This is a genomic window from Nocardia caishijiensis NBRC 108228 (assembly GCF_001612825.1).
GTDB classification, from domain to species: Bacteria; Actinomycetota; Actinomycetes; order Mycobacteriales; family Mycobacteriaceae; genus Nocardia; species Nocardia caishijiensis.
This window is the reverse complement of the sequence record NZ_BDBE01000028.1, coordinates 30,624-48,930: the sequence shown is the minus strand read 5'-3', so window position 1 is coordinate 48,930 and position 18,307 is coordinate 30,624. Positions and strand designations below refer to the sequence as shown.

Annotated in this window: 18 protein-coding genes and 1 riboswitch; of the genes, 11 read left to right on the top strand and 7 right to left on the bottom strand. The window is 69.3% G+C overall.

Annotation, left to right across the window (positions count from 1 at the left end; genetic code table 11):
- Positions 1-13 precede the first annotated feature (13 nt).
- The 3 genes from NC7_RS30500 to NC7_RS11485 are packed head-to-tail and all read left to right on the top strand — an operon-like array spanning position 14 to position 1,680.
- Complete coding sequence (locus NC7_RS30500; RefSeq protein ID WP_373861244.1) at positions 14-427, top strand: OB-fold nucleic acid binding domain-containing protein; 414 nt, start codon at positions 14-16, stop codon at positions 425-427.
- A gap of 37 nt (positions 428-464) precedes the next feature.
- The gene (locus NC7_RS11490) at positions 465-1,496 is read left to right on the top strand and encodes a DUF4349 domain-containing protein (RefSeq protein ID WP_067981772.1); all 1,032 of its coding nucleotides are present in this window, start codon (positions 465-467) and stop codon (positions 1,494-1,496) included.
- Positions 1,456-1,680: a DUF167 domain-containing protein gene (locus NC7_RS11485; RefSeq protein WP_067981769.1), complete on the top strand. Its 225-nt coding sequence runs from the start codon at positions 1,456-1,458 to the stop codon at positions 1,678-1,680. The genes NC7_RS11490 and NC7_RS11485 overlap by 41 nt, the downstream gene beginning before the upstream one ends.
- A 160-nt stretch (positions 1,681-1,840) precedes the next feature.
- On the opposite strand, the gene NC7_RS11480 is transcribed toward NC7_RS11485, so the two are convergent.
- The gene (locus NC7_RS11480) at positions 1,841-2,305 is read right to left on the bottom strand and encodes a tRNA (cytidine(34)-2'-O)-methyltransferase (RefSeq protein ID WP_067981834.1); all 465 of its coding nucleotides are present in this window, start codon (positions 2,303-2,305) and stop codon (positions 1,841-1,843) included.
- A 61-nt stretch (positions 2,306-2,366) separates the two neighbouring features.
- Between NC7_RS11480 and NC7_RS11475 the strand changes: the two genes are divergently transcribed.
- A complete protein-coding gene (locus NC7_RS11475; protein ID WP_225282012.1) occupies positions 2,367-2,693 on the top strand; it encodes a DUF3017 domain-containing protein in 327 nt (108 codons plus the stop codon).
- Here the strand turns inward: NC7_RS11475 and NC7_RS11470 are convergent.
- Positions 2,686-3,330 (bottom strand): nitroreductase family protein, encoded by a 645-nt coding sequence (locus tag NC7_RS11470; protein WP_067981767.1) that lies wholly within the window; start codon positions 3,328-3,330, stop codon positions 2,686-2,688. The genes NC7_RS11475 and NC7_RS11470 overlap by 8 nt on opposite strands.
- Before the next feature lie 69 nt (positions 3,331-3,399).
- Here NC7_RS11470 and NC7_RS11465 point away from each other — a divergent pair, with 69 nt between their 5' ends.
- Positions 3,400-3,774 (top strand): winged helix-turn-helix transcriptional regulator, encoded by a 375-nt coding sequence (locus NC7_RS11465; RefSeq protein ID WP_067981766.1) that lies wholly within the window; start codon positions 3,400-3,402, stop codon positions 3,772-3,774.
- Between the two features lie 60 nt (positions 3,775-3,834).
- On the opposite strand, the gene NC7_RS11460 is transcribed toward NC7_RS11465, so the two are convergent.
- On the bottom strand, positions 3,835-4,722 hold the full coding sequence (locus NC7_RS11460) for an oxygenase MpaB family protein (RefSeq protein ID WP_067981764.1): 888 nt from the start codon (positions 4,720-4,722) through the stop codon (positions 3,835-3,837).
- Positions 4,723-4,772: 50 nt separating this feature from the next.
- Between NC7_RS11460 and NC7_RS11455 the strand changes: the two genes are divergently transcribed.
- Entirely contained in the window at positions 4,773-5,300 is a 528-nt protein-coding gene (locus NC7_RS11455) for a TetR/AcrR family transcriptional regulator (protein WP_084458373.1), read from the top strand.
- Between the two features lie 6 nt (positions 5,301-5,306).
- Here the strand turns inward: NC7_RS11455 and metX are convergent, their stop codons facing one another.
- Positions 5,307-6,452: a homoserine O-acetyltransferase MetX gene (gene metX, locus NC7_RS11450; RefSeq protein ID WP_067981762.1), complete on the bottom strand. Its 1,146-nt coding sequence runs from the start codon at positions 6,450-6,452 to the stop codon at positions 5,307-5,309.
- On the bottom strand, positions 6,449-7,765 hold the full coding sequence (locus NC7_RS11445) for a bifunctional o-acetylhomoserine/o-acetylserine sulfhydrylase (protein WP_067981829.1): 1,317 nt from the start codon (positions 7,763-7,765) through the stop codon (positions 6,449-6,451). The genes metX and NC7_RS11445 overlap by 4 nt, the downstream gene beginning before the upstream one ends.
- 77 nt (positions 7,766-7,842) lie before the next feature.
- Positions 7,843-7,953, bottom strand: a riboswitch (SAM riboswitch).
- A 150-nt stretch (positions 7,954-8,103) separates the two neighbouring features.
- Here NC7_RS11445 and NC7_RS11440 point away from each other — a divergent pair.
- From NC7_RS11440 to NC7_RS11425, 4 genes are all read left to right on the top strand, one after another.
- Complete coding sequence (locus tag NC7_RS11440) at positions 8,104-8,754, top strand: hypothetical protein (RefSeq protein ID WP_067981760.1); 651 nt, start codon at positions 8,104-8,106, stop codon at positions 8,752-8,754.
- A gap of 81 nt (positions 8,755-8,835) precedes the next feature.
- Positions 8,836-12,219, top strand: coding sequence for an ATP-binding protein (locus NC7_RS11435; protein WP_067981758.1), 3,384 nt, complete (start codon positions 8,836-8,838; stop codon positions 12,217-12,219).
- A gap of 332 nt (positions 12,220-12,551) precedes the next feature.
- Complete coding sequence (locus NC7_RS11430) at positions 12,552-13,769, top strand: NADP-dependent isocitrate dehydrogenase (protein ID WP_067490842.1); 1,218 nt, start codon at positions 12,552-12,554, stop codon at positions 13,767-13,769.
- A gap of 311 nt (positions 13,770-14,080) precedes the next feature.
- The gene (locus NC7_RS11425; protein WP_067981756.1) at positions 14,081-15,229 is read left to right on the top strand and encodes an MFS transporter; all 1,149 of its coding nucleotides are present in this window, start codon (positions 14,081-14,083) and stop codon (positions 15,227-15,229) included.
- A gap of 51 nt (positions 15,230-15,280) precedes the next feature.
- Here the strand turns inward: NC7_RS11425 and NC7_RS11420 are convergent, their stop codons facing one another.
- A complete protein-coding gene (locus NC7_RS11420; RefSeq protein WP_157101941.1) occupies positions 15,281-15,502 on the bottom strand; it encodes a hypothetical protein in 222 nt (73 codons plus the stop codon).
- 289 nt (positions 15,503-15,791) lie between these two features.
- Between NC7_RS11420 and NC7_RS11415 the strand changes: the two genes are divergently transcribed.
- Positions 15,792-16,541, top strand: coding sequence for an SDR family oxidoreductase (locus NC7_RS11415; RefSeq protein WP_067981752.1), 750 nt, complete (start codon positions 15,792-15,794; stop codon positions 16,539-16,541).
- Between the two features lie 57 nt (positions 16,542-16,598).
- Here the strand turns inward: NC7_RS11415 and NC7_RS11410 are convergent, their stop codons facing one another.
- Entirely contained in the window at positions 16,599-18,224 is a 1,626-nt protein-coding gene (locus NC7_RS11410) for a purine-cytosine permease family protein (RefSeq protein WP_067981750.1), read from the bottom strand.
- Positions 18,225-18,307 lie beyond the last annotated feature (83 nt).

The window sequence follows — 18,307 nt, the reverse complement described above, 5'->3', positions numbered from 1 at the left end:
GTCGTTGCCCGGGATGAGCGCACTCGAACTCGCCGCCGCCGACGTGTGGGCCACCGGCATCTCACCCGACACCTATCCCACCGAATTCCTTCGAGCCCACCTGAATTCACTCGGCGTGGTGCCTGCCGCCGACCTGCTGCTCGTCGAGGACGGTTCCCGCATCCTCGTCGCGGGTGCGGTCACCCACCGCCAACGCCCCGCCACCGCCGCCGGAGTCACCTTCCTGAACCTCGAGGACGAGACCGGCATGATCAATGTGGTCTGCTCGGTCGGCCTGTGGACCCGCTACCGTCGCCTGGCCCAGAGCGCGACCGCCCTGCTCGTCCGTGGCCGCATCCAGAACGCCGAGGGCGTGGCGAGTCTGGTCGCCGACCACCTCGAACACCTCGACCTGCGCATCGTGGCCCGATCCCGCGACTTCCGTTGAGCCCCGCTGCGCGCCGACAACGCACTACGCTGCGACCATGCGCAAGCTTGTCGTGGTGATGATCGCGTTGCTCGGACTGGTGTTCCCGGTCGGGTGTGGCGGCGCCGAGGAGTCCGCGTCCGATCAGGCGGACGCGCCGTCGGTGTCCGGGCCCGCCGCCGCGGTCGCGCCCGGCTTCCGGGAAGGCGCACCGGCGAAAGACAGCCCACCGCCGTCGGATTCGTCGACGCGCAAAGAGGTGATCACCGGTTCGGTCGCCATCACCGCCGACGACCCGATCGCCGCCGCAGGCACCGTCGTCGACCGGGTGCGGGCGCTGAACGGCCGCGTCGACAGCCGCACCGAACAGCCGGGCACCGACAAGCGGGTAGCGCGCGCCGTACTGAGCGTGCGGGTGCCCGCCGACAAGACCGACACCTTCATCACCGACCTCGGCGACGCGGGCACGGTCACCGAGATCAGCACCAACCGCGACGACGTCACCATGCAGTGGCAGGACCTCGACGCCCGCATCAATGCCTTGCGCGCCTCCGTCGACCGGCTGAAAGCGCTGATCGCGGGCGCGACCAACACCGCCGACCTGATCGCCGCCGAGGAAGCGCTGTCGAGCAGGCAGGGCGAGCTCGACAGCCTCACCGCCCAGAAGCGCAGCCTCGACGACCAGGTGGCCCTGTCGACCCTCACGATCACCCTCACCGCCGAGAAGAAGCAGGCGCCGGGCGAGCCCGACTCGTTCTGGGACGGCCTCGTCTCCGGCTGGAACTCGCTGGTCGACTGGCTCGGCGACGCGGTCGTCTTCGCGGGCAAGGCGGTGCCGTGGTTGGGCCTGTTCGCCCTGCTCGGCGGCGTGCTCTACGCGATCCTGCGCGTCGTCCGGCGGTCCGCGCCCATCACCCGCACAGCCGCAACGCCCGGTGCCCCACCGACTGTCGGAAAGACCGAGCCGACACCGCCCACGGCGGAAGCGCAAACCAACGCCTCGGCGAGCGACACGGCGACATCGAGCGAGACCGCGAAGGAGAATCCCGGTGCCCACCGTGCGGGCGACGATCAAACCGAACAGCCGTAAAGGCCCCCTGGTCGAAACCGCCCCCGACGGCACCCTCACCCTCTACGTCCGTGCCCCCGCCACGGAGGGCAAGGCCAACAGGGCCGCGATCGAACTGCTCGCCGACCACTTCGGCGTCCCCAAGTCCACGGTCCGTCTCACGGCAGGCGCCACCTCCCGCTTCAAACGCTTCGACATCGACTGACGCACCCTCCGCCTGCCGGTCGAACTCGCGGGACGGATCTTCGTCGCGCGAGAGCGAGCCCCGACCAGCCAGACCACATCCTGGCCGCCCGCTCGATCGGCCCGCCGAGACAGCCTCGCCGGTAGCGCGCCTTCGCTGCGCGGGCACGAGCCCGACCAGGTCAGACCGCGTCGGGGAACCCGTGCTGGCGCCACGCCTCGTACACCGCGACGGCGGCCGTGTTCGACAGGTTCATCGAGCGCCGCCCGGGCAGCATCGGGACGCGCACCTGGTCGGTGATGTGTGGATCGGCCAGGACCTCCGGCGGCAGCCCGGTCGGTTCGGTGCCGAACAGCAGGATGTCGCCGGGCTGGTAGGCGATGTCGGTGAAGCGGGTGGTGGCCTGGGTGGTGAACGCGAAGACCCGCTGCGGGCCGATCGCGGCCCAGGCCGTCTCGAGGTCGGGATGCACGGTGACCGAGGCCAGGTCGTGGTAGTCGAGGCCCGCTCGGCGCAGCTTCGACTCCGACAGGTCGAACCCGAGCGGCTCGATCAGATGCAGGGTGCATCCGGTGCCCGCGACCAACCGGATCGCGTTACCGGTGTTCGGCGGGATCACCGGCTGATGGAACATCACATTGAACACCCGCAGCAGGGTAGCGGGCCCCTGTGTGCGGGCAGCGCGCAACACTGCGACAATCGGCAGCGTGAACGAGGCGCAGACCACCGGCAAGCATCGCGTCGTGCGGTTGAGCGCGTGGCAGCAGTACCTGCGCAGTCACCTGCCGATGACCGTGGTGAGCGTGCTGATCGTGATCGCCGTCGCCTTCGTCGCCTGGGATCGCTGGCGACGTGGCGCCCTCATCTTCGGCAGCGCGGCCCTGGTGGCCGCCGCCTTCCGGCTGTGCCTGCCCACCGTGCAGGTCGGGCTGCTCGCGGTCCGCAGCAAGCCCTTCGACGTCGCCTGGCTCACCGCCCTCGGCAGCGCCATCGTCTTCCTCGCGGCCACGATCAACACCCTCGGCGTCAGCTGAGCGGGTAGCGCTCGGCGAAGACCGTCTGCGCCCGCGGCCTGCGACCGGGATGCGGGGGCAGGCCCGCGCCGTGACCGACGGTGACCAGCACCGCGATCGCCAGGTCGGAGGCGGGATCGATGCCGACGGCACGCTTCACCGCGGCCTCGTCCCACCCGTTCATCGGCGCCGACGCCAAGCCGAGCCCGGCGGCGGCGAGCATGGTGTAGGTGGCCGCGATCATGGCGTTCTTCACCGCGTTCTCGCGCAGCAGTCCCCGCTGATCGAGCGAGTGGTACTCCGCGCGCGACTCGAACATCGCCCGGAACTGCTCGTTCCATGCCCCGTTGGCCACGGCTTGCTCGGCGATATCGGGCTGGGCGCCGCGCCAGGCGTTCGGGTCGGCGACGAAAACCAGCACCGCGGGCGCCTCCAGCGGTTGCGGCTGTCCGAATGCCGCCTCCGACAGCGCTCGGCGCCCCTGTTCACTGCGCACGAGGACGATCGAGCGGTCCTGCATGTTCCAGGCGCTCGGCGCCTCCACGACCAGGTCGAGCAACTCGTCGAGGATTTCGGGGGCGATCGGGTCGGGCAGGTAGTGGCGAACGGTGCGGCGGGTACGGATGGCGTCGGTGACCGAAAGTGTCTGTGTAAGCATGTTTCTTACTATCGGAGAGTTACATCCGATAAGGAAGTAGGCACCTGAAAGTGCGTTAGAATCAGGCGGGTGGCCACCATTCACGAACTCAGCGGACTACCGGCCGACGTGTACTCGGCGAAATGCCCTACGCGCGAGGTACTCGACACCATCGCGGGCAAATGGACGGTGCTGATCGTCGACGCGCTCGCCGACGGCACCCTGCGCTACACCGATCTGCGGCGCCGCATCGGCGGCGTCTCCCAGAAGATGCTCACCCAGACCCTGCGGCAGTTGGAAGCCGACGGTTTCGTCGAGCGCACCGTGTATCCCACGGTGCCCCCGCGCGTCGAATACACCCTCACGGATCTGGGATGCAGTCTGCGCGAACCGATTACAGCCCTGCGCGAGTGGATCGAGGTCAATATCAATCACATCGAGCGGGCCAGGCGCCGCTCGGCGTAGGGGGGCGGCGGCCACGACGACGGCGGCCCCAGCGCGCCGAGTCGTCGATGGTGTTCGCTGTCAGGCGGTTTCGCCGACGCGCGACGTCGCCCACAAGCCGGCGTCGCCCTTGCTCCCGTAGAGCTTTCTGGCTCGCTGCGGCGTGATCGTCGTCGGGGTCGTCGGCGGCGCGCACGTGGCATGCGCGGCCAGGATCGCCCCTGACATCGGCGCGATGTACGGTGCGGCCTTGATCATGGCCCAGTTGTCGCGGCGGGCGGCGGTCCGGGCGATCGCCTTCGCCGGAAGGCGCAGCAGCGGATCGAGTGCCGGGGGCAGCGCGAACCGCCCGAGCGTCCGCATCCACCTCGGTAGGCTCGGGATACTCGCCAGCGAGAGCAGCCTGCTGCCGACGGCGAAGTGCCAGCCCTTGCTCGGTGGCGTCCACAGCAGGTAATGCATGCCCTCGACGGCCCGTTCGGTCACGCACAGACGCGGGCGCACCCGGTCGAAGTAGGCGCGGACCTCCTCGCGATCGCGCGGCACATCGGCCGGGTCGCAGGTCTGAAGTTCGGCGGCGATCGCGCACTCGGCCCAGTACCGCTGCTCGTCCTCGCGGCTCAGCGGGCCGGGCCCGTACATCTCGAAGGCCTCGAGTACCGAGTGCCAGCCGGCGATGTGGATCCACAGCTGGGAGCCGGGGTTGTTGGCGCTGTAGCGCTTGCCGCTCACCGGTTCGATGCCTGTCATCGGCGCGTGCACCCGCATCAGGTGCTCGGCGGCCTGGACGGCGGTCCGGCCGTCGCCCACCGCGACCAGCAGGAAGTACGCGAGGGTGTGGTCGAGGCGGCTGGCCGGGCTGTCGTAGATGCCGTGGGAGTCGGCCACGGCGGCGGTCAGGAAGGGATCGAAGTGCTCGAGGGTGACCGCGCGCTGGAAACTGATCAGCGCCGTCGGGGCCGCCCACACCTTCCAGCTGGGGGAGTCTGCTCGACGCGGCGTTCACCGTGCTCGGCCGGATGGAACTACACGAACTGAGCATGGAAGCCGTCGCGCAGGAGGCCGGTGTCGGAAAACCGGTGCTGTACACGGTGTTCAAGACCCGGGCCGAACTCGTCGAAGCCCTGCTCGAGCGGGAACGTGAACGCGGGCTCGAGCAGATCGCCGACACCCTGCCGCAAGACCTGCTCGGAGTCGATCCGGTGGCGGCTGCCTCGGCTACGGTCGAGGCGTTCGTCGATGTGGCACTGGCGAATCCGACCCGCTGGCGGCTGATCCTCGCCACCCCGGCCAGCGCACCCGCCGAATACCGTGCCGCCCTGCGCGATTCCCGGGACGACATCCTCGACCGGGCGCAAGCGCTTGTGCGCGTGGGCATCTCGTGGTCGCCGCGCTGGTCGGGCATGGACGCGGAACTACTGGCGAACTCGACGCTCACCGTCGCCGAGATGCTCGGCAGGCTGGCGGTGAGCGCGCCGCAGGAGTATTCGCGCGAACGCCTGCAAGCCTATGTGCGGTCGATCGTCGCGTTGCTCACCGCGTCCTGACCGCGCTCAGCGGTTCTCGCGGGCCAGTCGCATCGTTTCGGTGAGCAGCTTGGACACCGCCGCCGCCTCGGTGAGGAAGCCGTCGTGCCCGTCGCGGGAGTGCACGATCTCCAGACCCGCGCAGCCGGGCAGGCCGTCGGCCAGCTCGGCCTGGGTGTGCAACGGGTACAGGCGATCGGAGTCGACCCCGCCGACCACACACGGCACCGGGGTCGAGGCGAGCGCGGCGGCGACGCCACCTCGGCCTCGGCCCACGTCGTGGCGGTTCATGGCCTCGCTGAGCAGCACATAGGTGGCCGGATCGAAACGCTGACCGAGCTTGTCGGCCTGGTGCTCGAGGTAGCTCTGCACCGCGTACCGGCCGCCCGCCCACGGGTCCTCGTCGCCCTGGGCGTGGTTGGCGAAGCGGTGTTCGAGTTCGCCCTCGGTGCGGTAGGTGAGGTGGGCGATGCGCCGGGCCAGGCCCATGCCCGTCATCGGGGCACGGCCGGTGCCGTGATAGTTGCCGTCCTGCCAGTCGGGGTCGGCGGTGATGATCGCCATCTGGGTGGTCTGGGTGCCGATCTGGTCGGCGGTGGCGCGCGCGCCGACGGCGAGCACCAGCGCCGCCGACACCCGCTCGGGGTGCCCGATGATCCACTCGAGCACCCGCATGCCACCCATCGACCCACCGACGACGGCACCGAGCCGCTCGATCCCGAGCAGGTCGAGCAACTGCGCCTCGGCGGTCACCTGGTCGCGAATCGTCACCCAGGGAAACCGTGCGCCCCAAGGCTTTCCGTCGGGCGCGGGCGAGGACGGTCCGGTGCTGCCCTTACAGCCACCGAGCACATTGGTGGCGATCACACACCACTGCTCGGTGTCGATCGGCGCGCCGGGCCCGACCATGCCCTCCCACCAGCCGGGCGCCCCGTCGGGCCCACCGACGACATGGGAGTCGCCGGTGAGCGCGTGTTCGACGAGCACCACATTGTCGAGCGTGGGGGAGAGCTCACCCCACCGTTGCACCGCCAGCCGCACATCGGGGACCACGGCGCCGTTCTCCAGCGTCACGTCCCCGATGGCGACCACGCCGAGTCGCCCGTCCGGCGGTGGCAGCAGGGCCACGCCGGTGCCGGGACGGGTGATCGGCGATTCGGTGCTCACAGTCACGTCGTCGCCGCCGCGAAACCGGCCCGCAGATCGGCCAGGATGTCGTCGATTCCCTCGATGCCCACCGCGAGCCGGACGAGGCCGGGCGTGACACCGGCGGCCAACTGCTCCTCCGGCGTCAACTGCGAGTGCGTGGTCGAGGCCGGGTGAATCACGAGAGAACGCACATCACCGATGTTAGCCACATGGCTGTGCAGGCTGAGCGCGTCCACGAACTTCTTGCCCGCGTCGACGCCACCGGCCAGCTCGAACGACACGATCGCGCCCGCGCCCTTGGGCGCCAGCTGCCTGGCCCGCTCGTACCAGGGCGAGGTCTCGAGGCCCGCGTAGTGCACCGCGTCCACACCGGGCTGGGTGGCGACGAACTTCGCCACCTCGACGGCGTTGCTCACGTGTCGCTCCACCCGCAGGCTCAGCGTCTCGATGCCCTGCGCGATGAGGAAGGCGTTGAACGGCGACACCGCCGCGCCGAGGTCGCGCAGCAACTGCACGCGGGCCTTGAGTGCGAACGCGGGTGCGCCGAGATCGGCGAACACCGCGCCGTGGTAGCTCGGGTCGGGCTCGGTGAAGCCGGGGAACCGGGCGTTGCCCTCGGCGTCACGGACGGTCCAGTCGAAGGTGCCACCGTCGACGATCACGCCCGCCACCGCGGCGCCGTGGCCGCCGAGGTACTTCGTGGCCGAGTGCACCACGATGTCGGCGCCGTGGGCCAGCGGCTGGATCAGGTACGGGGTGGCGACGGTGTTGTCGACGATCAGCGGCAGCCCGTTCTCGTGGGCCACACCGGCGATGCCGGGGATGTCGAACACCGCGCTGCTCGGGTTGGCGATGGTCTCGCCGTAGAAGGCCTTGGTGTTCGGGCGGATCGCGGCCTGCCACTGCGCCAGGTCGTCGGGGTCGTCCACGAACGACACCTCGATGCCGAGCTTGGGCAGCGAGTAATGGAAGAGGTTGTAGGTGCCGCCGTAGAGGTGGGGGCTGGACACGATGTGGTCACCCGCGCCCGCCAGGTTCAGGATCGCGAAGGTCTCGGCGGCCTGGCCCGAGGCCACCAGCAGGGCCGCGACGCCGCCTTCGAGGGCGGCGATGCGCTGCTCCACCGCGTCCTGGGTGGGGTTCATGATCCGGGTGTAGATGTTGCCCGGTTCGGCGAGGCCGAACAGCGCGGCGGCGTGCTCGGTGTCGCGGAAGGTGTAGGAGGTGGTCTGGTAGATCGGCAGTGCCCGCGCGTTGGTGCTCGCGTCGGGGGCCTGGCCCGCGTGGATCTGCTTGGTCTCGAACGACCAGTTCTCGGGCAGGGCGGAGTCGGTCATGGTCATGCTCCAGGGGTTGTGCGTCGGGGGTTCAGCTGGGGCGGATCGACGGACAACAACACATGGGGTCCTCCTGAAATGCGCGCTTGCTCCCGACCTTCGAGAGCCCGGTCATCACCCGGAGCACCCCACCGCAGCTGGAGGGTTGCCGACCAGCGAGCCGGGGCTTCGCGCTGGTACTCATGACCTTGGACGACATGTTAACCGGACAGCCCGCTCACACGGAAACTTCCCGCCGAAACGTCACCTGGATCACTTCCGCCGTGGTGTGTCGGGTCCCGTCCGCGCCGCAAATCGTTCGCAAGTGGATACCAATCGGGCCCGGTCAGGCTCGGTGCATGACGATCGAATCGCCCCAATCCACCGCTCCCGCCGTCGCGGCGCCGCCCCACCGGGACCGAGGCCGTGCGGTGACCCTCGCCGTCGGCGCACTGCTGTGGGCCGTCGGCAACCTGCTGCACCCGCTCGAACACTCCGAGGACGCCGTCCACGCGCCGACTTGGGCGCCCGCGCACCTCACATTCGCCGTCGGGGCCGTGCTGATGGCGGTCGGCCTGCCCGCGCTGGTCCGCGCCATCCGTCGACCGGACGGCGGAGTGGCGAGCGGCATGCTCACCCTCGCGCACGGGTCGCTGTTCGCCGGGTTGGCCGTGGTGATTCCGATCGGTGCGTATCACGAGGTGTTCGTGAGCACCGGGGTCGACCATCACACGGCAAGCGAGATCGCCGACGCGTCGGCCGCCGTGCTCGCGCCGCTGTCGATGGCGCTGCTGCTCGGTTTCGTGCTGCTCGCGGTGTACGCGCTGCTGCGGCCCGCCGCGGTGTTCGGGCGGTGGTCGGGTGTGCTGATCCTCGCGGGCACGCTGTCGATGACGGTCGCGGCGATGATTCCCGGCCTGCTGCCGGGCGCGGAAGGCTGGTGGATCATTCCCGGCACGGTCGCCCAAGGCGTCGCGATCGGTGTCGCGGGGGTGCGTATCGCCCGGTAAATTGACCCGATCGAACAGAGCGAACCGGACGGCGGCGCGACCGCCGTACGCATCGATGTACTCGGCCCGCTGCGGGTCGAGGTGGGCGGGCGGCCCGCCGACCTCGGTGGGCCGCGTCAGCGCGCGCTGCTGGCCAGGCTGGTACTCGCGGGCGGTGCGGTGGTGTCGACCGACCAGCTGATCGACGACCTGTGGGCGGGCGACCCGCCACCCAAGGCGCTCGGCGCACTGCAGGCGCACATCTCCTATCTGCGGCGCGCCGTCGAACCGGCGCGCCCGCCGCGCGCGCGGGCCACCGTGCTCGTTTCCGAGGCACCCGGCTACGCCCTGCGCCTGGGTCCCGAGGCGGTCGACGCCTGGCGCTTCGAGCGGCTGCTTGCCCTGGGCGACGCGGACGACCCCGCCCACCGGTTCCAGCGGCTCGGGGCGGCGCTGGCCTGCTGGCACGGTGAGCCGTACGCGCCCTTCGCCACCGCCCACTGGGTGCTCGCGGAGGCCGCCCGCCTGCACGAACTCCGCCGCGTAGCCGTGGAGGGCCGCGCCGAGTCGGCCCTGGCCCTCGACCGCCCCGACGAGGCCTTCGTGCTCCTACACCGCCACGTCGCCGATCACCCCGATCGAGAGAACGCGGCCTGCCTGCTCGCGCTCACTCAGTACCGCCTCGGCCGCCAACTCGACGCCCTCGCCACCCTTCGCGACCTGCGCGCCTATCTCGACAACGAATTCGGTGTCCGACCGAGCCCGGCCCTCAACGACCTCGAAACCGCCATCCTCACCCACGCTCCCGAACTGGACCGGCGACAGGTTTCGCACCTCTCGGACGGCGGTCACGTCACCGTCAGCGCCGAGCCCGTCCAGATCCACCTCGCGGATGACGCAGGGCCTGCGGTGGTCGGCTACGCAGCCGAACGCTCCGCCCTGCTCGCCGAGGCCGCAGAGGTGGTCGCGCGAGGACGCGCGCGGGTGGTGTGGCTGGAAGGTGAAGCGGGCGCGGGCAAATCGACGCAGGTCGAGGTGCTCGACGCGACTCTCGCCGCCCGAGGATGGGCGGTGGCGAGCGCCTCGTGCCCCGAGGTCGACGGCGCGCCCGCCGCCTGGGCCTGGGTCCACCTGCTCGACGGTCTCGAACCGACCTGGGCATCGGCGGAGTCCGGCCATGCAGCGGCCCCGGCGATGACCGAAGGTGTCGGGGCTCAGGCGGGACCGTTCGCCATCGCGCGGGTGGTGGCGCGGGTCTGTGGGCGGCGACTGGCCGATGGGCCGTTGCTGGTGGTGCTCGAGGACGTGCATCGGGCCGACAGCGCGACCCTGCAGATTCTGCGGCAGGTGGTGGCGTGGCTGACGCAGCGGCCGCTGCTGGTGCTGGTGACCGCGCGGGGGTCGGAGGCCGATTCGGGGGTGCGGGCCACCGCCGCGGCGCTGGCCGGGTCGACGGGTCGGCGGCTGGTGCTGGGTGGGCTCGACGGCGTGGCGGTGCGCGCGGTCGCGGAGCGGGCCGGACTGACGCCCCTCGACGACGAAACGGTCGAGTGGCTGCGTGCCCGGACCGCTGGTAACCCGCTGTTCGTCCGCGAGGTCGCGACGCTCGCTGCGGCGGTGGGTGATCTGCGCGCCGTGCCCGCGGGGGTGCGGGCGGTGCTGCACCGCCGCATCACCCGGCTTCCCGCAGGCGCCGCCCGCGCCCTGCGGCTGGCCGCGGTCTGGGGCGACGACATCGACTTCGACACCCTGCTCGCGCTGAGCGCCGAACCGGAGGACGCTCTCATCGACCTGGTCGACACCCTCGCGGTCGCTCGCCTCGTGCACGTCGAGACGGATCGAATCTCCTTCGCGCACGCCCTGATTCGTGACGCGGTGTACGACGACATCCCCACCCTGCGCCGCGCCCGCCTGCACTGGGCCGCTCTGGAACTCCTCGAACGCGGGATCTCGCCCGCGGGCCATGGCACCCGCCCGGACGTGGGCCACGCGGACGACGCCGACCTCGCCGCCGTCGACACCGTCGTGCTCGATGCCATGGCACATCACGCCATCGCGGGCGCGGCCACCGCAACGGCCACCCGTGCCCTGCGCTACGTCCTCGCCGCTGCCCGCAGACGCACCGCCCGACGAGCCCACCAGGACGCCGAGCCCCTGTGGCGCGCGGCGCTCGAATTGCACACCCGCGCGGGCCACGACAGTCCGACGGCCGCCCGAGCGGACCGGCTGGCCGCGCTGTCCACCCGCTGCGCGCTGATCAACGCCCTCGCCTACGGCGGCAACGACGACCAGGCCCGCCGCCTCCGCGTCGAGTCCATGACCACGGCCCGCGCCCTGATGCGGAGCGGCACCGCCGGACCGGGCGAGGGCGGTGCGGCTCGCGACGAAGACCCCGTCGTCGCCGTTCTCACCTGCTGGCGCGCCCCGACGATCTGGAGCAGCCGAGACCGTGGCCTGCCCGACTCCGACATGTCGGTCGACCTCGCGTCCGCGTTGCACCGCACGACCGCGCCGGACCTGCGCGTCAGGCTCCTGGTCAGCACCGTCTTCGCCGTGGAAGGGTTCGACAATGCGCGCGCCTTCGCCTGCTCCGCCGAGGCCTTGCGCACCGCGCGCGCACTCGGCGACCCCGAACTGCTGTGCGCGGCGCTCAACGCCAGGGCCTTCGTCGCCCTCGGCCCCGATCTGTGGGCCGAGCGCGCCGACCTGGCCGAGGACCTGTTGCGTGTGGCGACCGCGGCGCAGCTGCCCGAGTACCAGGCCGTCGCGCACTTCCTGCGCTTCCTCGTCGCCTCGGGCGCGGGCAGGCTCGTCGCGGCGCGGTCGGCGATCGCGGAGGCACTCGACTGCGCGGAGGGCGGACAGCTCGGCCCGCTGCTGGTCGTGTCCACCGCGCACCTGGCCGTCCTCGCGGTGCTGCGTGGCGACCTGGACACCGCCGAAGCGATCGACGCCGACCTCAGCGCGAAGATGATCGCGGCGGGCAACGCCAATGGCGCCGAACTGATCCTGCTGGCCCGGATGATGACCGGGTGGGCCCGTGGCGACCTCACCCCCGGCCTGGACGGGTACGCGCAGCTGTACGCGGCCGCGCCGCACGCGATCAGCTACGTGTACGCGCTGGCCCTGCTCGACGCGGGCGACACCGCGCGCGCGGTCACCGTCCTCGACGCGGGCACCGAGGTGCTGCGCGACTACTACTGGGGCGCGATGTCGGCGTTCGAGGCCAGAGTGGTCGCCCGGATCGGCACCGCCGAGGCCGCCGAGCGGCTCTACCGCGACCTGCTGCCACGGGCGGGCACCATCGCGGGCATGGATTCGGGCTCGGTCGCCTTCGGCCCGGTCGACACCGTCCTCGCCGAACTGGCCGAGCGGCTGGGCGACCACGGCGCGGCGGCCGCGCACCGCGCCGCCGCCGAGCAGGTTCGCACCGCCCTCGCCACCGAGCTGGCCGCACTCGACGAGCCCGCTGCGCCGCTCACCTGACGCCCAGCCGTGTGTCGGTCACCTTCCGAGGGTGGCCCGCGCACTTGCGAGCCGTTTGCCATCCGCTGCCTGGGTGGTTGCGCACTACTCGTGAGTACGCGGCGCGCGAGTCGGCGCACGTCCGGGCGGGGGTAGTTTCGAGCTGTGCGCACAGTTGGGCCTCCCGTCGCGGTGAGGTCCTTGGCAGCAGTACGCTTGTCATGTTTGCACCTACACGTCCCGCAGACAACGCGGGGCATATACGTTGTCTGTTGGAACTGCTGGGGTCCGCTCACAAGCGTGTTCGCCCGGCCGTGCAATGAGGGCACCCACCGAGGAGGACACGAAGATCCATGTCCAAGATCAAGGTTGAAGGCACCGTCGTAGAACTCGACGGCGACGAGATGACCCGGATCATCTGGCAGTTCATCAAGGACAAGCTGATCCATCCCTATCTCGACGTGAATCTCGAGTACTACGACCTCGGTATCGAGTACCGCGACAAGACAGACGACCAGGTCACCATCGACGCGGCGAACGCCATCAAGCAGCACGGCGTCGGTGTCAAGTGCGCCACCATCACCCCCGACGAAGCGCGGGTGAAGGAATTCGGTCTCAAGAAGATGTGGCGCTCGCCCAACGGCACCATCCGAAACATCCTGGGTGGCACCATCTTCCGCGCGCCGATCATCATCTCCAATGTGCCGCGTCTGGTGCCCGGCTGGACCAAGCCGATCATCATCGGCCGCCACGCGTTCGGCGACCAGTACCGCGCCACCGACTTCAAGGTGTACGAGGCGGGAACCGTCACGCTCACCTTCACCCCGGAGGACGGCAGCGAGCCGATCGTGCACGAGGTCGTGAAGATGCCCGAGGACGGCGGCGTCGTCATGGGTATGTACAACTTCAAGAAGTCCATCGAGGACTTCGCGCGCGCGTCGTTCAACTACGGCCTGCAGCAGAACTACCCGGTGTACCTCTCCACGAAGAACACCATCCTCAAGGCCTACGACGGCATGTTCAAGGACACCTTCCAGGAAGTCTTCGACGCCGAGTTCAAGGCCGAGTTCGACGCCGCGGGCCTCACCTACGAGCACCGCCTCATCGACGACATGGTCGCCTCCTCCATGAAGTGGGAGGGCGGTTACGTGTGGGCCTGTAAGAACTACGACGGCGACGTGCAGTCCGACACCGTCGCCCAGGGTTTCGGTTCGCTCGGCCTGATGACCTCGGTGCTGCTCACCCCGGACGGCAAGACCTGCGAGGCCGAGGCCGCGCACGGCACTGTCACCCGGCACTACCGCCAGCACCAGCAGGGCAAGCCGACCTCGACCAACCCGATCGCGTCGATCTTCGCCTGGACCCGTGGGCTCGAGCACCGAGGCAAGCTGGACAACACCCCCGAGGTGATCGGCTTCGCCCAGGCGCTCGAGGACGTCGTCATCAAGACCGTCGAGGGTGGGCAGATGACCAAGGACCTGGCGCTGCTCGTCGGCGGCGATCAGGGGTACCTGAGCACGGAGGAATTCCTGGGTGCGCTGGATGCCAACCTGGCGCGTGCCCTGAAGTAAGAAGTAGCTTCCCCGGCCCGGTGAGCCCCTGCTGCGCGTGTCAGCGGGCCCCACCGGGCCGTTCTTGTTTCCGGATGCCTGTTGTTGCCCGGTCTGTTTCGCTCCGCCAGCGAGTGTCGGAAGGAGCAGGCCCGGCGCGGCCCCGCACCACCACCTTCGCTGCTCCGCCGACGAAGCGTCGGAGGTGGGGCAACTCACGCACTGTGCTGGTAGCGAACGCCTGGCGATGGTCGTTGTAACGAGGCGTGACTTCTTCCCTTGCGACCACTGACCGCCCCGAGGCGCCACGCACAAGCTGGCATGTCCCGGCGATGCTCGCGTTGGCGCTGGGAGGTTTCGGCATCGGCACCACCGAATTCGTCACCATGGGTCTGCTGCCCGACATCGCGAAGGCGTTCGGTATCTCCGAGCCGACGGCCGGGCACGCGGTGTCGGCGTACGCGCTCGGCGTGGTCGTCGGTGCGCCACTGATCGCCGCCTTGTGCGCGCGGGTGCCGCGCAAGAAGCTGCTCATCACGTTGATGGCCGCGTTCACCGTCGGCAATGCCGCGACCGTGCTCGCGCCGACCTTCGGCACGCTCGTGCTCGCGCGATTCGTTTCCGGTCTGCCGCACGGCGCGTACTTCGGTGTCGCCTCACTCGCGGCGGCGACCCTGGCGCCCGCCGGACAGCGGGCGAAGGCCGTAGCCGCGGTGATGCTCGGGTTGAGCGTGGCGAATGTGGTCGGTGTCCCCGGCGCGACCTGGCTCGGCCAGCATCTGGGCTGGCGCGACGCCTATGTGGTCGTCGCGATCATCGGCCTGGCGACGATGTTCGCGCTGTGGCGGTACGTCCCGGCCCTGAGCGACATGAAGATCACCAACCCGATGACCGAACTCGGCGCCCTGCGCCGCCCCCAGGTGCTGCTCACCCTCGCGGTCGGCGCCATCGGCTTCGGCGGCATGTTCGCCGTGTACACCTACATCGCCACCACCATGACCGACGTCGCGGGCATGCCGATCGGTGCCGTGCCGATCGTGCTCGCCCTGTTCGGCCTCGGCATGATCGCGGGCAACATCATCGGCGGCATCCTCGCCGACCGCGGCGTCGACCGGTCGATCTTCGCCGCGATGATCGCGATGGTGGTCATCCTGGCCGGTTTCGTCCTCGCCGCCCACAACCCGATCACCGCCGCCGTCGGTGCCTTCCTCGTCGGCGCCTCCGGCGCGGCCCTGGCCCCCGGCCTGCAAACGCGCCTCATGGACGTCGCCGCCGACGCCCAAACCCTCGCCGCCGCCCTCAACCACGCCGCCCTCAACATCGCCAACGCCGCGGGCGCCTGGCTCGGCGGCCTCGTCATCGCCGCGGGCCTCGGCTACACCGCCCCCGCCCTGGTCGGCGCTCTGCTGGCGGTCGCCGGTGTCCTGTTGTTCGCGGTGACCGTGTTCTTGCAACGGCGTTCCGTTCGCCGAATGTCGTAGTCGAGCGGCCCCAGCCTGTCCGGGCGGGTCGGAACCGCCCGGACAAGAGGGTTACGCGGGGGCGCCGCAGGAGTAGGCGGAGCCGCACTGGAGTTGGCGGAAGAGCTCGGCGACGTCATCGATGATGGCGCTGCCGGACGCGACGCCACCCGGTGCGGGTTCGCCGGGGGCAACCACTGGGGCGACAGGGGCCGCGGTGGCGGGGCCCGCGGTGAGGACTGCTCCGAATGCCAGTGCGGTGATGCCCGCGGTGACCAGTTTGGTGAACGACATGGTGGATCCTGTTCGGTTCTCGATGGTGGATAGCGGTTCGCAGTCTCGCATATTTGATCGATCGGTCTCAATAGAAGGTCAGTGAAAGATCCTGTAGGCCAACAAGTTATATTTCGAACTGGAACGAAGGGTCTATTCCGTCGCACATCGCCGAGGACAGCGACGGACGACGCCGCGCGGACCGGGCGCTGGAAACGGCTGTCCGGTCGGCGTCCGGTGGCCGCGATCGCTAGCGTGAGTGGATGGACTCGCACAACGATTCGTTCCGCCGCTCGACGTGGGCGCTGTCATGAGCAGGGGCGCCGTTCTCATCACCGGAGCCAGCTCGGGGCTCGGCGCGGAGATGGCCCGCCAGTTCGCGGCCCTCGGCTACGACCTGGGGCTGTGTGCCCGCCGCACCGAGCGCCTCGACGAGCTGCGCACCGAGATCCTCGCCGAACACCCCGGCCGGGCCGTCTCGGTGAAACAGCTCGATGTCACAGACGACACTGCTGTGTTCACCGTCTTCGACGAGTTCGCCGACGAGTTCGGCACCCTCGATCGGGTGATCGTCAACGCGGGACTCGGCAAGGGCGCACCGCTGGGTACCGGTAAGCACACGGCCAACCGTGAAACCGCTGTGGTGAATTTCCTTGCGGCGCTGGCCCAAACCGAGGCGGCCATGAAGATCTTCCGCGCTCAGGGTCGGGGCCACCTGGTGATGATCTCCTCGATCTCCGGCCTGCGTGGAATGCCCAAAACCCTCACCACCTATGCCGCGACCAAGGCAGGTGTCGCCGCACTCGCCGACGGGCTACGCGCCGAAGCTGTTCCCGGCGTGGATGTCTCGGTGATCTACCCGGGCTATATCCGCTCGGAGATGAACGACCGCGTCAAGCATGAGCCGAAGTTCATGGTGGACACCGAAACCGGCGTACGCGCCATGGTCGCTGCGATCGAGAAGCGCCGCGCCAAGGCGTATGTCCCCGCCTGGCCGTGGGTGCCCCTGGGCTACGCCCTGCGCATCCTGCCATCGCGTGTCGTGCGCAAAATGCTGTGAACACCACGAAGGCCGTGCGGGCAGAAGATGTTCGCCCGCACGGCCTTCGATGACGGATCAGTGCTGGCGAGGCAGCAGGTGCACACCGTGCTTGTCCGTCGACAAGGCCAGCGAGGAGATGTACTGGATTTCTCCCTCGGGCCCGGGGACGGCCGAGGCGATCATGTCGGGACGCTCGAACTCCAGACCGGTGACGTGGCAGGGGAGTAGTTCGCCCGAGGGGTTGCCGTGTTCGTCGAACATCGGCGCCTCGATGCCGTCGTCGGAGCGGCGCAGGTAGTACTTGCCCTTGGTCGCCAGCGCGGTGAGCGGGGTGGCGACGAACGACACGAGCACCGCGACCAGCGGGGAATACGGCTTCAGCAGCTCACCGAACAGGCCGAAGAAGGTCATGATCGACAGCACCGCCGAGAGACCGAACCCGACCAGCCCCACGGGGTTGAAGTCGTAGAGCATGCCGCGCCGGAACTCCGGCACCTTCGGCGAGATCTTCAGCAGGTACTTGTTGACCGCGATGTCGGTGGCGACGGTGACGATCCAGGCGATGCCGCAGTTGGCGTAGAAGCCGAGGATGCTGTTGAGGAAGTCGAACATGTTGGCTTCCATCAGGATCAGCGCGACGACCAGGTTCACCACCAGGAACACCAGACGACCGGGGTAGGTCTTGGTGACGCGGGTGTAGGAGTTGGTCCAGGCCAGCGACCCGGAGTAGGCGTTGGTGACATTGATCTTCACCTGGCTGATCACCACCAGTACCACCGCGAGTGTCATGGCGAGCCAGCCGGGGACCATGTCCCGGTAGATCTCCAGGAACTGGTGCACAGGTTGGTTAGCGATCGATTGCGCCGCAGGCAGATTCGCGATCAGGTACACCGCGAGGAACAGGCCGACGACCTGCTTGGCCGCACCGAACAGCACCCAGCCGGGCCCCGCCAGCAGCATCCAGCCCCACCACTTGACCCGGTTCTCCGGGGTGCGCGGCGGCATGAAGCGCAGGTAGTCGATCTGCTCGGCGATCTGGGCGATCAGCGACAGGCATACACCGGCGGCCAGTAGCGCACCGGACACGCTCACACCCTGGCCGTCCTTACCGCCGTAGGCGAAGAACGAACCGACCGATTCGGGGTGGCGCACCAGCAGGAACCCGAACGGCGCGACCATCAGCAACAGCCACAGCGGCGTGGTCCACACCTGCAACTTGGCCAGGGTGTTCATGCCGTAGATGACCAGCGGGAAGATGATCACCGTCGAGGCCAGATACCCCAACCACAACGGAATTCCGAGCCCTAATTCCAGGCCCTGGGCCATGATCGAACCTTCGAGCGCGAAGAAGATGAAGGTGAACGACGCGAAGACGATATTGGTGATCACCGACCCGTAGTAACCGAAACCGCTACCGCGCGTGATCAGGTCGAGATCGATGTTGTAGCGCGCCGCGTAATAGGCGAGCGGAAATCCGGTGAGCATCACGACGACGGCGAAGATACCGATGCCGATCAGGGCGTTTCCCGTTCCGTGGGCGATGCCGATATTGGCGCCGATCGCGAAATCGGCCAGGTAGGCGATGCCACCCAGCGCGGAGATTCCGACCACCGCCGGGCTCCATTTTCGGTAACTCCGTGGGGCGAAACGCAGCGTGTAGTCCTCGAGTGTTTCTTTGGCGGCGGTATCTGCTCCGGCCATTCAGCTCTCTCCTTCATCCGCTGCCGCGCGAATTCGCCCGACTCACCGACGGTCGTGCACGGATGTAGACAGGTATTTTCCGA

What these genes read in the sequence shown, in the direction of transcription:
- NC7_RS30500 (WP_373861244.1), top strand. Translation starts at nt 14, where the DNA reads ATGAGCGCACTCGAACTCGCCGCCGCCGACGTGTGGGCCACCGGCATC.
- NC7_RS11490 (WP_067981772.1), top strand. Translation starts at nt 465, where the DNA reads ATGCGCAAGCTTGTCGTGGTGATGATCGCGTTGCTCGGACTGGTGTTC.
- NC7_RS11470 (WP_067981767.1), bottom strand. Translation starts at nt 3,330, where the DNA reads ATGCTTACACAGACACTTTCGGTCACCGACGCCATCCGTACCCGCCGC.
- NC7_RS11455 (WP_084458373.1), top strand. Translation starts at nt 4,773, where the DNA reads ATGGAACTACACGAACTGAGCATGGAAGCCGTCGCGCAGGAGGCCGGT.
- NC7_RS11445 (WP_067981829.1), bottom strand. Translation starts at nt 7,765, where the DNA reads ATGACCGACTCCGCCCTGCCCGAGAACTGGTCGTTCGAGACCAAGCAG.
- NC7_RS11440 (WP_067981760.1), top strand. Translation starts at nt 8,104, where the DNA reads ATGACGATCGAATCGCCCCAATCCACCGCTCCCGCCGTCGCGGCGCCG.
- NC7_RS11430 (WP_067490842.1), top strand. Translation starts at nt 12,552, where the DNA reads ATGTCCAAGATCAAGGTTGAAGGCACCGTCGTAGAACTCGACGGCGAC.
- NC7_RS11425 (WP_067981756.1), top strand. Translation starts at nt 14,081, where the DNA reads ATGCTCGCGTTGGCGCTGGGAGGTTTCGGCATCGGCACCACCGAATTC.
- NC7_RS11420 (WP_157101941.1), bottom strand. Translation starts at nt 15,502, where the DNA reads ATGTCGTTCACCAAACTGGTCACCGCGGGCATCACCGCACTGGCATTC.
- NC7_RS11415 (WP_067981752.1), top strand. Translation starts at nt 15,792, where the DNA reads ATGAGCAGGGGCGCCGTTCTCATCACCGGAGCCAGCTCGGGGCTCGGC.
- NC7_RS11410 (WP_067981750.1), bottom strand. Translation starts at nt 18,224, where the DNA reads ATGGCCGGAGCAGATACCGCCGCCAAAGAAACACTCGAGGACTACACG.